The organism is Hafnia sp. CBA7124, from assembly GCF_002355555.1.
In the GTDB taxonomy this organism is placed as follows: Bacteria; Pseudomonadota; Gammaproteobacteria; order Enterobacterales; family Enterobacteriaceae; genus Hafnia; species Hafnia alvei.
This window is the reverse complement of sequence record NZ_AP017469.1, coordinates 1,657,138-1,673,523: the sequence shown is the minus strand read 5'-3', so window position 1 is coordinate 1,673,523 and position 16,386 is coordinate 1,657,138. Positions and strand designations below refer to the sequence as shown.

Sequence of the window (16,386 nt, the reverse complement as noted above, 5' to 3'; positions counted from 1 at the left end):
CTTACTTTTCCTCGCCAGCATGACGGATCAGCCAGCAGTTATGGATCTGACGGTTACGGGCAAAGTCCTGAGACAACGTCTGAGCGGTAATTTCTTTCGCTTCCAGACCTAATGCACCGAGCGCTTCAAGATCCATTTTAAATCCACGCTTGTTGTTGGAGAACATAATGGTGCCACGGCGACGCAGCATACGCTTAAGGTTGCGCATAATATCAATATGATCGCGCTGCACATCAAACGTGGCTTCCATACGTTTTGAATTCGAGAACGTCGGTGGATCAATAAAGATCACATCGTATTGTTCATCGCTGTTATGCAAATAAGACAAACAGTCAGCCTGAACCAAACGATGCTGACGTCCTGTTAGCCCGTTGGCACGCAGGTTTTTTTCTGCCCACTCGAGATAGGTGCGTGACATATCCACCGTGGTGGTTGAACGCGCGCCGCCTAACCCTGCATGAACGCTAGCCGTTCCGGTATAAGCAAATAGGTTCAGGAAGTCCTTACCGTTACACATTTCGCCCAACATGCGGCGGGCAATGCGGTGGTCAAGGAACAGACCCGTGTCTAAATAGTCAGTTAAGTTAACCCACAGCTCAGCGTTGTACTCTTTAACCAGCATGAACTCTTCTTTTTGTGCCAGTTTTTCATACTGACTTTTGCCTTTCTGGCGTTCACGGGTTTTCAAGATCAAGCTGTTAGACGGCAGGTTCATCACCGACTGTGTCGCGTTAATCACGTCAAACAGACGCTGACGTGCTTTTTGCGCATCAACGGTTTTCGGCGGCGCATATTCCTGCACCACCACTTTGTCGGCATAGCGATCGACGGCAACGTTGTATTCTGGCAGATCGGCATCATAAACGCGGTAGCATTCAATGCCTTCTTGCTTCGCCCACTTATCAAGTTTCTTCAGATTTTTACGCAGACGGTTCGCATAATCTTCAGCAATTTGGCCTGCTGGCGCACCCAGCGGGTTCTCTGCAAGCTGATAGTTTTTCTGCACACAGTCCAGCGGGCCGTTTTTCGCCTTAAATTGACGCTCAGCACGCAGCTGTAAACAGCTCAGCAGTTCAGGAGATGCACTGAATAAAGAGAGCTGCCAACCGCCAAATGCGCCTTTCATAATACGGCCTAACGCATTGTGCAGCGCAATCAGGGCAGGTTCGCTTTCTAGGCGTTCACCGTATGGCGGGTTGCTCAGAACGGTTCCTGTTGGGCCTTCTGGCAGCGGGTTTTTCAGGTTGCTGACGTCAGCCACGTTGAACGTAATCAGTTCGGAAACGCCAGCACGACGGGCGTTAGCACGCGCCATTTCAATCACGCGGCGATCGTTATCTGAACCGAAGAAACGTGACTGACCTTCCTGTTCTTGCAGGCCACGGCGCGCACGCACCTGTGCTTCCGCCATCAGCTCACGCCACAATTCAGGATTATGACCATTCCACGCAGTGAAGCCCCAGTGCTGACGGGTCAGACCCGGCGCGTGATCGGAAGCCATCATCGCAGCTTCAATCAACAAAGTACCGGAACCGCACATTGGGTCGACCATCGGCGTGCCGACTTTCCAACCAGAACGCAGCACAATGGCAGAAGCCAACGTTTCTTTAAGCGGTGCAGCGCCAGTGAGGTCGCGGTAGCCGCGCTGATGCAGACCTTCTCCGCTGAGATCCAACGCCACGCTGGCCGTTTCGCGCTGAAGGAAAACGTTAATACGAATATCTGGCGTTTGTTTAGCGACGGTTGGACGCGCATCAATTTTGCGCGTGAAACTATCCACAATCGCATCTTTGACTTTCAACGCGCCATATTGGCTATTGCGAATTTCTTCGTTGGTGCCGGTGAAATGCACGGCAAAGGTCTTATCGACGCCAAAAATAGAAGTCCAGTCGATTGCCTGTACACCTAAGTACAGATCCAGATCGCTATAGACTTTAAACTCATTCAGCGGCATCAAAATGCGCGAAGCTAAACGGCTCCAGAGCAGGCTCTGATAGAGCAAACGATCATCCCCTTGGAAATGCACACCGCCTTGAACAATTTGACAGGAGTGCGCACCGAGGGCTTCGAGTTCATTTTTTAACAGTTCTTCTAGACCGCGCGCGGTGCTGGCAAACAGAGATTTCATGTTTTCACTATCACTAAAGAGAATTTACGGAGACTAAAAGCCAGAAAAAGCTTAATAATCAAATGAGTATGCAACTCCATGCATTATAACTACACAGCAAGTCACACCGTTTGCTAGGTTCTGACAAATGAATATCAGTAAGTTAATTAGCTATTTTAACCTGTAGGACCCTACATTTGATACTTTTCTATGAAAAACCACCATCCTTCATTTTAACTTTTTGCCAGCCCCGCTTTTTAGCCTGTTTTTACGCAATGCCTAATGTGTAATTTTCAAACTTTCACTTGCTAACAAAAATGCTCACAATAGCTACGTGATAAAAATTATAGTTAACGATTTCATAGATATAGATGTGATAAAAAATTTGATCAAAATCATTTTTTTTGCAAAACAACGATTTTAAAATCTCGCACCGAATTCATGACCTACCGAAGATATACGATGAAGGAGGAGCTGAAGATGAGCCAAGAAAGCGTGATGACATACGATCGTAACCGCAACGCTATTAAAGTTGGCAGCCGCGTTATGGTGAGTGGTACCGGTGAGATTGGTGTAATTACGGCGATTCACGGTGACAACCTACCCTCAGCGCAAATCCGTCGTTCAAAATGCGTAGATATCGATAATCTAAGCGATCGTTACGTTCCAACTGAGCTTGTTCGCTTAGGGATGAACTAATCCTATCTTGCGCGTGAATACTCACCGTTAAGTGCCGGTCGCAGATCTCTTGATCGGCACTGCATCTCTTCCCCCTCCGCTTCTACACCGACTGATAGCTCTGTACCCATAAAAGAAAACGCCGCGCTATCTGTTCAATATGACATAGGTATCATAAAGTGATCGGCTGAAATTCTTTTAAAACGACGGAACGAGGAAATGCTGAAATGATCACGTTATCAAAGCTGTATGTTCATCCGATAAAATCCATGCGTGGCTTACAGCTTTCACAGGCTCAGGTTTTGCCAAGTGGTTTAGCATTCGATCGTGCGTTAATGATAACTGAAACTGACGGCACCTTTATTACCGCTCGCCAAAATCCACAAATGGTGACATTCACACCGTCTTTATTACCGAACGGTATTGCTCTCACCGCGCCCGACGGTGAAAGTATTATGGTGTTATGGCACGACTTTATTAATGAGCAACAGCCCACAGAAGTTTGGGGGAATCATTTTACCGCGCTGGTTGCGCCTGCTCAGATAAACGTATGGCTTAGCCGTTATTTTAAGCGTGACGTTCAGCTTCGTTGGCTAGGCGATGAGCTCACTCGGCGCGTAAAACGTCATCCAGAAATTCCGCTGACGTTTGCCGACGGCTACCCTTTTTTATTAATTAATGAAGCTTCGTTTCAGAATTTACAGCAGCGCAGCCCAAGTGCCATTCGCATTGAACAGTTTAGACCGAATATTGTTGTTAGCGGCGCTCAGGCTTTTGACGAAGATAGCTGGCAGGTTATCCGCATTGGCGAAATTATTTTTGATTTAGTCAAACCATGCAGCCGCTGTATTCTGACCACCGTGAGCACCGACCGTGGGCGTAAACACCCCGCAGGTGAACCGTTAAAAACCTTGCAGTCATTCCGCACCGCAGACAATGGCGATGTGGATTTCGGTATGAATATGATCGCGCGCAACGGTGGGGTTATTCGCCAAGGGGATAGCGTTGAAATACTCAGCATTTGCCCCCCTCGCCGATATTCGGCTGGAGAAACAAACGAATCTCTATCAGTACCCGATTCAGGGGAAAAAAGCGTCAAAATTGAATATCAAGGACAGGTATTTACCGGCAATAACCAGCAGATACTGTTAGAACAGCTGGAAGCTCAAGGCATCCGAATTCCCTATTCTTGTCGGGCTGGATTATGCGGTTCTTGCAAATTAACGCTAAACGAAGGGGAAGTTACGCCGTTGAAGAAAAGCGCCGTAGGCGAGAATGATCTCATTCTTAGCTGTAGCTGCATTCCCAAAAGCGATATCAAATTAGCCTAGTCGTCATCACGCTATAATAGCTATCGTTCTAGTAGTAGAAATATGCGGGATATTTACTGCCCGCATATATTAAACAGCGTAGGCTAAAATATCTTCAGCATCAGCGGATGGCTGTACGGCAATTAATCTGTCGTGCATAACCTTAATCGCGTCGCCAAGCTGCATCGCTTTACCCGCCAGTTGCAAATAAGGCTGGGCTAAAAGACATAAACTGGCACTATCTCCAGACTCAACCACCAGCAAACGCGCCTGCTCAGCAGTATTGGAAACCTGCACGGCAACCACTTCGCCTATTGCCGGGCTTACTGAACAAGACTGTGGGGCAAAATGCCAACTTTTTGGCATCAGCGGTTTCAAAAAACGCTGCGCAACTAGTGCATTTAGTATTAATTCTGCACGTTGTTCTTTTTTTAATCCCGTCTGACGGCTTCGTTCTTCAAACTGGTAATAGAGCGCTGCATCATCAACGCAAAATGAGCAGTCTTCGAAAGCATCTGGCGTTAGCATTTTAGCCGCAAAGCGGGATCGAAAAATCATTCCGTTGGCTAAATCCAACATCAAACGATCGTGTTCCTCATCAAAATACCAGCGCCAGTTATCGCCCGGTTTTATATTCATAACATCCCTCTTCTGCATCGACCATCAGGATCGTGATTCGACTGTTGCCCGTGTCATTAATACGACCAAATCATGCGTTGATTAAATTAGCGTGATTCATTTGGACAATTAATTGGCAGAACGGTTGAAATATAGACTACCCCGAAGAAGAAATAAACCCCCGGGGCAAATAGGCAGGTAAATAATTAGATGTAGTTAACGATATCTTTAATCAGACCAGGTCCTTTAAAGATAAAACCTGAATAGATTTGAACCAATGAAGCACCGGCATCTATTTTTTCTCTGGCTGCAATAACAGAGTCGATCCCGCCAACACCAATAATCGGTAAGCGCCCCTGCAACTCTTTAGAGAGCTGACGAACAATCTCTGTGCTGTGCAGCTGTAAAGGACGCCCGCTAAGCCCGCCCATCTGATCGCAGTAATTAAATCCGTTAACTAATTTGCGATCTAATGTGGTATTCGTTGCAATAACCCCATCTATATTATGGCGAACTAAACTATCGGCGACCTGAATCAATTCCTCATGAGAAAGATCCGGCGCGATCTTCACCGCAATAGGAACATATTTATGGTGTTTTTGTTGTAGCTCGATCTGTTTTGCTTTTATCGCGGTTAATAGATCGTCTAATGCTTCACCATATTGCAAGGTTCTTAAACCCGGCGTATTTGGTGAGGAGATATTTATCGCAATGTAACCCGCATAGGAGTAAACCTTTTCCATGCAGATTAAATAATCGTCTTTACCCTGCTCAACCGGCGTATCTTTATTCTTGCCAATATTGATCCCTAACACGCCGCCAAAATGAGATTTTTTGACGTTCTCGACCAGATTATCGACCCCATGGTTATTAAATCCCATGCGGTTAATTAGGCCTTCAGCTTCAACAAGACGGAATAAACGAGGCTTGTCATTACCCGATTGAGCGCGAGGCGTTACGGTGCCAACTTCGATGAAACCAAATCCCATTGCGCCTAGCGCATCAATACATTCGCCATCTTTGTCTAAACCCGCGGCAAGGCCAAGCGGATTTTTGAAAGATAATCCCATGCATGTTACCGGCTTAGAAGCCACTGACTGACGAACCAGAAACTCCAGCGGAGTGCCCGTAATACGGCGAAGCTGCTTAAATGTGAATTCGTGCGCGCGCTCTGGATCGAGCTGGAAAAGTGCCTTTCTAACGAAGGGGTAAAGCATGGTATCTCCTGAGTCCCGGTGGCAAGTCGGGGCGGTATTATCCGGTATCTTTCAACAGATTGGAATTGATTAAAGACAAAAAGAACGCATTCAGCGCAAACGATTACCCTTACCCACTCATTTATAGGCATTTAGTGACGTTTACGTTTTGTGATAGCGGCAAGATATCCGATTTCCTATATAAAATTTTTGAACTTAAAAGAATAAAAAGAAATTTTTAATAACTTATTTTGCCTGCTAGGGTGAAATGGAATTTAAATTTAACATTCCATTTACGCTTATCTGGAGCCTTCTATGGTTATTGTTTCTCTGGCTGGTAGCCCAAAACAGCCATCACGTTCTTCCGCCCTACTCGCAGTTGCTCACCGCTGGCTTGCTCGTTATAACGTAGAAATCGTACATTTTAGCCTGCAAGATTTCGTGGCCGAAGATCTCTTATTTGCCAATTTTAATAGCCCACAAATACTGGCGTTGAACCATGCGTTGAGCCGAGCAGACGGCCTGCTGGTCGCCACGCCGGTTTATAAGGCGGCTTATTCTGGCGCATTGAAAAGTATTCTAGATCTGCTTCCCGAACGTGCGCTTGAGCACAAAGTGGTGCTTCCGCTTGCGACCGCAGGATCGTCCAATCACTTTTTAGCCTTGGACTATGCACTCAAGCCCGTACTGAGCGCGTTAAAAGCTCAAGAAGTACTACACGGTGTTTTTGCAACCGACATACAAATTGATTACGCCTCGCGGGAAGCTACGCTCGATGCGGGTCTGACAGAACGCCTAGAAGAGTCACTGACCACATTTTATGCCGCCATTCAGCGTAGAGGACTATCTCTAACGGCAAAAGAACACGTGACCAGCCATGAATAAAAAAAGCCCCGCGATACATGCTGCGGGGCTCCAGTTTAGTGCTTTAAATCAATCGTTATGCATTGAGCGCTTTGGTGATTTTCTCAAATAAATCGCCAGACAGATTTTCCAATCCTTTCAGCTCTTCCAACGATTTACGCATCAGAGCCTGACGGCCTTCGTCATAGCGTTTCAAACGGATCAGTGGTTCGATCATGCGTGCCGCAACCTGTGGGTTGCGGGTATTCAGATCTTTTAAGATCTCGGTTAAGAACGCATAGCCCGAACCGTCTGCCGCGTGGAAGGCTGACGGATTAGCCTGTGCAAATGCTCCCACCAGCGAGCGAATGCGGTTTGGGTTGCTCAGCGTAAATGAACGGTGTTTAAGCAGCGCTTTCACATTGTCCAAAACTAACGCTGACGGACTGGTCGCTTGCAGCATAAACCACTTGTCCATCACCAAACCATCTTGATGCCAGCGTTCGTCAAATTCAGCCATCAGGCGGTCGCGGCACGGCAGCTCTGCGCCAACGGCAGCCGACAGTGCGGCTAACGAATCGGTCATGTTGTTCGCATTTTCATACTGACGTACCACTAATTCGTCGGCCAACACCACATCTTCGCCAAAGGCTAAATAGCGCAGGCAGACGTTACGCAGCGAACGTTTGGCAATATCAGCATGGTCAATGCGATATTCAGGCGTGCGGTTATTGTTGTAAACCGCCAGCCATTCATCCGCCATTTCTTTAGCCAGTAGACGTGTGATTGCCGCATGCACCGCTCCGATCGCTTCAGGATCGATAATGCTAAACAGCTCGGCCATTTCATTTTCAGATGGTAGCGTCAGAATTTGTGCCGCCAGTGCAGGATCCAAAGTTTCATCCAATAGCACCGCGCGGAACGCATCAACAACATGCATTGGCAGCGACAAAGGCTGATTCTGCTGGAATTTCGCAACGTTGAGGCGCACATATTTTGCCAACAGCATTTGAGCCGCATCCCAACGCGAGAAGTCATTGCGCGCATGCTGCATCAAGAAACTTAGCTGCTGATCGCTATACGGATACTCTAATTTTACCGGCGCCGAGAACTCACGTAATAAAGAAGGAATGGGCTTATGCGGAACGTTATCAAAGGCAAAGCTTTGCTCTGACTCCGTCACATTAAGCACGTTACTCACCGACTCACCGTCAATCATCAACGGGATCACATTACCCTGCGGATCGTAAAGCTCGATATCCAGCGGAATATGCAACGGTAGCTTATCGGCTTGTTCGGAAGTCGGTGGGGTTTGCTGCGTGACGTAGAGACGATATTGTTGATGCTCGGCATCATACTCATCGCGCACGCTAAGCTCTGGTGTGCCCGCTTGGCTGTACCAACGGCGGAACAATGTCAGATCAACGCCGGAAGCATCTTCCATCGCCTGCACAAAATCATCACAGGTCGCCGCACTTCCATCATGACGTTCAAAATAGAGCTTCATGCCTTTCTGGAAGTTTTCTTCACCTAACAGCGTATGCATCATACGAATAACTTCAGAGCCTTTTTCATATACGGTTAACGTATAGAAGTTATTCATCTCGATGACTTTATCAGGACGAATCGGATGCGCCATTGGGCTGGCATCTTCTGCAAACTGCGCACCGCGCATTACGCGAACGTTATCAATGCGGTTTACCGCACGTGAACCTAAATCCGAGCTGAATTCTTGATCGCGGAAAACGGTTAAACCTTCTTTCAAACTTAGTTGGAACCAATCACGACAGGTGACGCGGTTACCGGTCCAGTTATGGAAATATTCATGTCCAATAACCGCTTCAATGCCCAGATAATCTTTGTCAGTCGCGGTTTCCGCTTTAGCCAGAACATACTTGGAGTTGAAAATGTTCAGGCCTTTGTTTTCCATCGCGCCCATATTAAAGAAGTCGACGGCAACAACCATATAGATGTCGAGATCGTACTCAAGGCCAAAGCGGGTTTCGTCCCACTTCATTGCATTTTTTAGCGATGTCATCGCCCAGCCAGCACGATCTAAATTACCGCGGTCAACGTAGAGCTCTAATGCAACGTCACGGCCGCTTTGTGTGGTAAAGCTGTCGCGCAGAACGTCAAAATCACCGGCAACCAGAGCAAACAAGTAGCTTGGTTTTGGGAATGGGTCTTCCCATTGCACCCAGTGACGCCCATCCTGCAACTCACCTTGCGCAATGCGATTACCGTTAGACAGCAGGAACGGATAGCGTGCTTTATCCGCCACGATACGCGTGCGGAAGCGAGCCAGAACATCTGGGCGATCCAGATAATAGGTAATATGGCGGAAACCTTCGGCTTCGCACTGGGTACACAGCGCATCGCCAGAAAGATAAAGACCTTCCAATGCGCTGTTTTTGGCCGGATGAATTTCATTCACAATCGTCAACGTGAATGTTTCTGGCAGATTTTCAAGAATGAGCTGATTCTCTGATTCGCGGTAATGCTCCCAAGGAGCATCATTCACGCTGACACTTTTTAGGGTGAGATCTTCACCGTTGAGAATAAGAGGCGCCTGGGCGGCACCCTGACGTTTAACTTGGCTGACTGCGGTAACCGTGGTTACCTCTGCGTCCAAATCAAAATCCAGAGCCAGATCGGTGATCGTATAATCTGGCGCTTGATAGTCGTGACGATACTTGGCTTGTGGTTGTTGTGTCATAAATACCCTTGTAGGCTTCGCCGATGATATACCCAAATAATTTCAGATGACGGTATCGCGGTAGACCGCGTCATTGCTGGGTAGCCACTGACTAAAAATCAGCACCCTAACCAACCATTAACTAAACTGTATCACACCGATCAAAAAATCGAAGCTCTGCCTAGAAACTCCGGTGCGTTTGCCTGTTATTCACGCAAGTGTTATCAAAAGCGCCCCATGAGAAACCAAGCGTCGTGCCACTTTTAGACCGTAAGCAATAAAGGCTAGCTAAACATTGGGTATAATGGAGCAAGATTATTCTCAGTCCTAAATACTTACTCTGAGTAGCGATATTCTGACATAATGATCAGAGTTACCGTTTAAAGTTTCTTGTTCATTACGCCCGCCTTAGCGGCCAGTGAGACATTCAATGAGCTCCTCGAAGTTCTAAAACAGAAAACAGCGTGCATGAAGCTAAAAAACCTTATCTACATTTTCACCACGGCGTTGGTGTTCTTTTTTGGTATTTTTATCTATAGCTCATTGCATAAAGCACATGTCGATTTCGCACAAAACCAGCAAAACCTCTATAAAGTTAAACGGCTACGCGACCTAACTGAAGTTTTTCAATCTGCACTTTTAGTTCATCGATTAAAGCGCATCAGCTTCATGAGCGATGCAATTACACAAAGTGAAATCCTTGATGCAGAAAAACAGGTCAGATTGCATGCCGATGCGCTGGTTTTACCTCCTTCAGACAAATCCGCAACAGAATTAGAAAAACAAACCCATGAGATGTTTAATCGAGCAAAATTCTTCGTCTATCGGCTGACCGCCAATGATAATCAGGAATTATCCGCTGCCGGTCATTTGATGCAGGCACAGCTTGATTTAAAGAGCTCCTATTATATAACCGAGCTCAATAAGCTTTATTTTTTGTACGTCTATAACACCACTCTATCTGATACGCATTCGTATAAATTTATTGAAAGCGTTCGCTTGAATAATCGATTAACACTCACCGCAACCGAGCTTATCGACCAGTTAGTCGATATCAAAACGGATGAAGTGAAACGTAATCAGTCTTATCTACGCTCGATAGAATTGATTGGTGTACTGGACTCACTGCGCTCGCGGGTCGATTTTATTATTGCTACGGCGCCGGATGAAGCGCAGCCCTCAGCAAATATTGATGAGTTATTAAGCAAACTCAGCAAAGAGAGCATGCAGCATCTCACCGCAGATCTCACTAGCGTAATGCAAAGCCGTTCATCTAATGCGTTCGATGGTTTCTATCGCTATATCATCGGTATTGATAAAGCCTCTGCTATCTTTGTGAATAACAGCTATGACCTTGAGTTACATGAATTAGAAAAGAAAATAAGCGTTAGCCGAGTACAACTTTACGGCATGATTTCATTATGCTGGCTACTTGCTCTATTCATCGTTATGCCGATTTTGGTTTTTTCATCCAAAATAAGCCTGTGGCTGACGCTCACCAATAAAAATATCATGAAGTTATCTCAGGGCGATCTCGACATATCTCCAGATAATTCGATCATGACTGGAGAGCTATCGGCAATATCCGACGCGATCAATCAGCTACGTCAGAATCAAATAGAAAAGCGCCTGCTAGAAACTGAAAAGCAGGAACTTATCAATGAGCTACTCGAAGCCTCTTCAACCGATCCGTTGACCAATATTTATAATCGCCGCAAATTCTTCAATCAGTGCAGTCAGATCACCGAAGATGACTATCCTCTCGCGTTCTGTCTTATTGATATCGATAATTTTAAAAGATTGAATGATCGTTATGGTCATGACGTTGGCGATTTGGCACTTATCGCCTTTAGCCAAATGCTGGAACAATCGCTGCCAAAAAGTACGGTTTATTGCCGCTACGGCGGAGAAGAATTCGCTATCTTAATTAAATATCAAAATATGCAGCAATCGATGAGAATTATTGATGTCGTGCGTCATCGTACCGAAATGCTGAGTATTGCCATCCCAAATAAGCCTAGCGTTGGCTTTACTATTAGCTGTGGATTAGCCCGTCTTGATGACTATCAAAATATTAACCACTCTATAAAGCAAGCCGATGAAGCACTCTATTACTCTAAGAAACGTGGAAAAAACCAAGTGAGTTTTTATTCACCAAATGGATTCATTAGCTTTGATGCTAACGATAAAAATGGGTGATATTTGTTCAGGAAACGCGACTAAGATCAAGGTATGAATATTGTACAATTGCACAGCAACTTAATCGGTGCTACTGCAAATGGCACGTTTAATCCTCGACCTATCACATGCCATATGGTGTTATGAGGCTTCAATCTCGGGATAAACTAGGTATACTCCTCCGACTTTGCCGACTATCCCGAACGTGGAATATCCCTGACGAGGATGCAGTAACGCGCCATGACTCAACATGCTTCCCCGATATTAACTTCATTATTGGATACTGACGCCTATAAGTTGCATATGCAGCAGGCCGTGTATCATCGTTACCGCAATCTCTCCGTAGCGGCTGAATTCCGTTGCCGTGGCGACGAGTTACTGGGCAGTTATGCCAACGAAATTATTCAGCAGGTTGCTCTAATGGGCAATCTTGCGCTGACAGATGAAGAATATAACTATCTCAGCACCTTACCTTTCTTCAAAAAAGATTATCTGGACTGGTTGCGCGATTTTCGCTTTAACCCGCAACAGGTCGATATCCGTGACGAAGGCGGCCATCTCAATATCCGCATCACTGGCCCTTGGCGTGAAGTGATCATGTGGGAAGTGCCGCTGCTCGCTGTTATCAGTGAAGTGGTACATCGCGATCGCTCACCTCTGGCAACGGCAGAAATGGCCGTGGCACAGCTGCGTAAAAAACTCGATTCCTTTAAACAGCTGAGCGCGGATATCGATCTTTCTGGCTTTAAGCTGATGGATTTCGGCACACGCCGCCGTTTCTCACACGACGTCCAACGAGCCATTATTGAAACGTTGAAAACGGATTTCCCACATTTAGTTGGAACCAGCAACTATAAGTTTGCCCAGTTGCTGAATCTTGCACCGATGGGAACTCAGGCTCATGAATGGTTCCAAGCCCACCAGCAGATTTGCCCGGTATTAGCGAACAGCCAGCGAGCAGCCCTGCAAGCGTGGTTAGATGAATATCCCGAACAGCTTGGTATTGCTCTCACCGACTGCATCACGATGGATGCTTTCCTACGCGATTTTGGCCCACAGTTTGCGAATCGCTACCAAGGGTTGCGTCATGACTCCGGTGAACCGGTTGAATGGGGCGAGAAAGCCATCGCGCATTACCAGAAGCTGGGTATTGATCCGATGACAAAAACGTTGGTGTTCTCCGATAATCTCGATCTTGAAAAAGCCTTGGAGCTCTATCGTCATTTTCATAACCGCATCAATCTTGGTTTCGGTATCGGCACACGTTTAACCTGTGATATTCCCGAGGTTAAACCGCTAAATATTGTGATTAAGTTAGTAGAGTGCAACGGCAAGCCCGTCGCCAAGCTGTCTGATAGTCCAGGCAAAACTATTTGCCACGACAAAGCTTTCGTTAAAGCGTTGCGCAAAGCCTTTGATTTACCGCTGGTAAAAAAAGCCAGTTAATTACTTAGCTTACTCGTTAACGTAATCAATATTATGAGGGCGTATGCAACGCCCTCTTTTTTTTGCCTAAAAAACGCCAATTTTGACTGATAAAATCGATTATTCTTCTTTTTTTCATTCAATCCCCCAATATCTCATCAAGTTCTTGCGATTTGGCTGCGATTTCTTCTTGTGTCTGTTTGCATGACAAGTAACATAGCAACATGCCCGTATTATCTGGGCTGTAGGTTATTTATCATCCAAGATCAATAAAAGAGAGAAATCTATGAGCGTAGTGCCTGTAGTCGACGTACTGCAAGGTCGTGCCGCGGTAGACACTGAAGTCACCGTGCGCGGTTGGGTACGTACCCGGAGAGATTCTAAAGCTGGTATCTCCTTCCTCGCCGTTTATGACGGCTCCTGCTTTAATCCGTTACAGGCCGTCGTTAATAATTCTCTGCCGAATTATGAAAGTGATGTTTTACGCCTGACAACGGGTTGTTCACTGGAAGTCACCGGTAAAGTGGTTGCATCACCGGGTGAAGGCCAGAGTTTCGAGATTCAAGCCACGGAAGTGAAAGTGGTGGGTTGGGTTGAAGATCCAGACACATATCCAATGGCGGCAAAGCGCCACAGCATCGAATATCTGCGCGAAGTTGCTCACTTACGCCCACGCACCAACCTTATTGGTGCGGTTGCTCGCGTTCGTCATACGCTGGCGCAGGCTATTCACCGTTACTTCCACGAAAACGGTTATTTCTGGGTTTCTACCCCACTGATTACCGCGTCTGATACCGAAGGCGCTGGCGAAATGTTCCGCGTTTCCACGTTGGATATGGAAAACCTGCCGCGTACTGACGAAGGCAAAGTCGATTTCGGTGAAGACTTCTTTGGTCGTGAAGCGTTTCTGACCGTATCCGGCCAGCTAAACGGCGAGACCTACGCCTGTGCGCTGTCTAAGGTGTATACCTTTGGTCCAACGTTCCGTGCAGAAAACTCCAACACCAGCCGCCATTTGGCTGAATTCTGGATGGTTGAGCCTGAAGTTGCCTTTGCGGATCTCGACGATATCGCAGGCGTTGCCGAAGGAATGTTGAAATACGTCTTCCAAGCCGTACTTGATGAGCGTGCCGATGACATGGAATTCTTCGCTCAGCGCGTAGACAAAGACGCCATCGATCGCCTGAAGCGTTTTGTCACCTCCGACTTTGCTCAGGTGGATTACACCGACGCAGTTGATATTCTGCTTAAATGTGGCAAAACCTTCGAAAACCCAGTCTACTGGGGTGTTGACCTGTCTTCGGAGCATGAGCGTTATTTGGCTGAACAGCACTTTAAAGCGCCGGTGGTGGTGAAAAACTATCCAAAAGACATCAAAGCGTTCTATATGCGTATGAACGAAGATGGCAAAACCGTTGCTGCAATGGATGTGTTGGCACCAGGCATTGGTGAGATCATCGGTGGTTCTCAGCGTGAAGAGCGTTTAGACGTTCTGGATGCACGTTTAGAAGAAATGGGCCTAAATAAAGAAGATTATTGGTGGTATCGCGATCTTCGTCGTTATGGCACCGTGCCTCACTCTGGTTTTGGCCTTGGATTTGAACGTTTAATCGCCTATGTGACCGGCGTTCAAAACGTTCGTGACGTGATCCCGTTCCCACGCACCCCAAGAAACGCAACCTTCTAATTAAGTAATAAAACAACATTTCAACGTTTTGATCACAAAAAAGGGGCCAGCAATGCTGGCCCCTCTCTTTTTTAAACTTAGACCCCTGTCACAAAGTTCCCAAACTTTTACATTCTGAAACACATTCTTGCGTTCTGTTACTCGAATTATAGTTTTGTATCATTTTCGATGTAGATTATCGCTCTAGTGAATGGAACACTGCGATGCAGACACAGGAAGACACCATACTTTCTCTTTTAGTTCCGTAAGTGATGAAATAGTTCCGCGCAGAATTAAATTAGGCAGTGGCAGGTGTCAAAAAAAAAATAACTCCTTTAGAGGGTAACAATGATGAAACGCAATATTCTTGCAGTAGTGATCCCAGCGCTGTTAGCAGCCGGTGCAGCAAACGCAGCTGAAGTCTATAACAAAGACGGTAACAAGCTGGATCTGTACGGTAAAGTTGACGGTCTGCACTACTTCTCTGACGACAAAGGTTCAGACGGCGACCAGTCTTACGCTCGTTTCGGCTTCAAAGGCGAAACTCAGATCTCTGACCAACTGGCTGGTTACGGTCAGTGGGAATACAACATCAAAGTAAACAACACCGAAAGCAACGGCTCTTCTAAAAACGCAACCCGTCTGGGCTTTGCGGGCCTGAAATTCGGTGATGCAGGTTCTATCGACTACGGTCGTAACTACGGCGTAATCTACGACGTTGAAGCATGGACCGATATGCTGCCAGAATTCGGTGGTGACTCTTACACCAACACCGACAACTTCATGACTGGCCGTACCAACGGCGTTGCGACTTATCGTAACAACAACTTCTTCGGTCTGGTTGACGGCCTGAACATCGCCGCTCAGTACCAGGGCAAAAACGGCAGCGCGACCGAAAGCAACAACGGCCGTGGCTACCAGCAGCAGAACGGTGACGGCTACGGTCTGTCTACCTCTTACGATTTCGGTATGGGCATCAGCGCTGGTGCAGCGTACTCTTCATCTGACCGTACTAATCAGCAAACCGCTCTGGGCCGTCAGGCTGGCAGCAACGTCGCTGGTGGTGACAAAGCTGATGCATGGACCGCTGGTCTGAAATACGACGCTAACAACGTATACCTGGCAGCTATGTATGCAGAAACTCGCAACATGACTCCATTCGGTTCTACCGGTGTTGCTAACAAAACTCAGAACTTCGAAGTTGTTGCACAGTACCAGTTCGACTTCGGTCTGCGTCCATCCGTTGCTTACCTGCAGTCAAAAGGTAAAGATCTGGGTCAATACGCTGCAAATGGCGCAACCTTCAACGGTGGCGACCAGGATCTGGTTAAATACGTTGATGTCGGCGCGACTTACTACTTCAACAAAAACATGTCTACCTACGTTGATTACAAAATCAACCTGCTGGATGACAACGAATTCACCAAAGCTAACGCCATCGCAACTGACGATATCGTAGCAGTTGGTCTGGTATACCAGTTCTAATCTGACGGCAACCTCGCGGTTGTAGCAGAAGAGAATCAAAGGCAGAGCTTCGGCTCTGCTTTTTGTTGTCTAGGATTTGACTCTATCCATCACTGATAATTTACCCTTCCCCGTTTTTTGACCGTATTCTACCCCCCTATTTTCTGCCTGATTTTCTGGTTTTCTTCTTATTTTTGGTGCTTTTA

11 protein-coding genes are annotated in these 16,386 nt (G+C 46.7%); 7 read left to right on the top strand and 4 right to left on the bottom strand.

Features of this window, described 5'->3' with window-relative positions; genetic code table 11:
* Position 1 precedes the first annotated feature (1 nt).
* Complete coding sequence (rlmKL, locus tag CPY98_RS07685; RefSeq protein WP_025801000.1) at positions 2 to 2,128, bottom strand: bifunctional 23S rRNA (guanine(2069)-N(7))-methyltransferase RlmK/23S rRNA (guanine(2445)-N(2))-methyltransferase RlmL; 2,127 nt, start codon at positions 2,126 to 2,128, stop codon at positions 2 to 4.
* Positions 2,129 to 2,602: 474 nt separating this feature from the next.
* On the opposite strand from rlmKL, the gene ydfZ reads away from it, so the two are divergent.
* Together ydfZ and CPY98_RS07675 are read left to right on the top strand one after the other, a co-directional pair.
* Positions 2,603 to 2,806 carry a putative selenium delivery protein YdfZ gene (ydfZ, locus tag CPY98_RS07680; protein WP_025800999.1) on the top strand — a complete coding sequence of 68 codons (204 nt, stop codon included), beginning with the start codon at positions 2,603 to 2,605 and terminating at the stop codon, positions 2,804 to 2,806.
* Positions 2,807 to 3,012: 206 nt separating this feature from the next.
* Positions 3,013 to 4,116 (top strand): YcbX family protein, encoded by a 1,104-nt coding sequence (locus tag CPY98_RS07675; protein ID WP_096387116.1) that lies wholly within the window; start codon positions 3,013 to 3,015, stop codon positions 4,114 to 4,116.
* A gap of 69 nt (positions 4,117 to 4,185) precedes the next feature.
* Here CPY98_RS07675 and CPY98_RS07670 read toward each other — a convergent pair whose 3' ends face one another.
* Together CPY98_RS07670 and pyrD are read right to left on the bottom strand one after the other, a co-directional pair.
* On the bottom strand, positions 4,186 to 4,734 hold the full coding sequence (locus CPY98_RS07670; protein ID WP_025800997.1) for a cell division protein ZapC: 549 nt from the start codon (positions 4,732 to 4,734) through the stop codon (positions 4,186 to 4,188).
* 185 nt (positions 4,735 to 4,919) lie between these two features.
* Positions 4,920 to 5,930, bottom strand: coding sequence for a quinone-dependent dihydroorotate dehydrogenase (gene pyrD / locus CPY98_RS07665; RefSeq protein ID WP_040045924.1), 1,011 nt, complete (start codon positions 5,928 to 5,930; stop codon positions 4,920 to 4,922).
* A 294-nt stretch (positions 5,931 to 6,224) separates the two neighbouring features.
* Here pyrD and ssuE point away from each other — a divergent pair, with 294 nt between their 5' ends.
* Entirely contained in the window at positions 6,225 to 6,794 is a 570-nt protein-coding gene (ssuE, locus tag CPY98_RS07660) for an NADPH-dependent FMN reductase (protein WP_096387113.1), read from the top strand.
* Between the two features lie 55 nt (positions 6,795 to 6,849).
* On the opposite strand, the gene pepN is transcribed toward ssuE, so the two are convergent.
* Entirely contained in the window at positions 6,850 to 9,468 is a 2,619-nt protein-coding gene (gene pepN / locus CPY98_RS07655; RefSeq protein ID WP_046450270.1) for an aminopeptidase N, read from the bottom strand.
* Between the two features lie 447 nt (positions 9,469 to 9,915).
* Between pepN and CPY98_RS07650 the strand changes: the two genes are divergently transcribed.
* The 4 genes from CPY98_RS07650 to ompC all read left to right on the top strand — a co-directional run bounded on the left by CPY98_RS07650 (position 9,916) and on the right by ompC (position 16,201).
* On the top strand, positions 9,916 to 11,646 hold the full coding sequence (locus CPY98_RS07650) for a GGDEF domain-containing protein (protein WP_096387110.1): 1,731 nt from the start codon (positions 9,916 to 9,918) through the stop codon (positions 11,644 to 11,646).
* Positions 11,647 to 11,865: 219 nt separating this feature from the next.
* Entirely contained in the window at positions 11,866 to 13,071 is a 1,206-nt protein-coding gene (gene pncB / locus CPY98_RS07645) for a nicotinate phosphoribosyltransferase (RefSeq protein WP_096387107.1), read from the top strand.
* Positions 13,072 to 13,336: 265 nt separating this feature from the next.
* The gene (gene asnS / locus CPY98_RS07640) at positions 13,337 to 14,737 is read left to right on the top strand and encodes an asparagine--tRNA ligase (protein ID WP_025800991.1); all 1,401 of its coding nucleotides are present in this window, start codon (positions 13,337 to 13,339) and stop codon (positions 14,735 to 14,737) included.
* 327 nt (positions 14,738 to 15,064) lie between these two features.
* Positions 15,065 to 16,201 (top strand): porin OmpC, encoded by a 1,137-nt coding sequence (ompC, locus tag CPY98_RS07635; RefSeq protein ID WP_043492375.1) that lies wholly within the window; start codon positions 15,065 to 15,067, stop codon positions 16,199 to 16,201.
* The last annotated feature ends 185 nt before the right edge of the window (positions 16,202 to 16,386 follow it).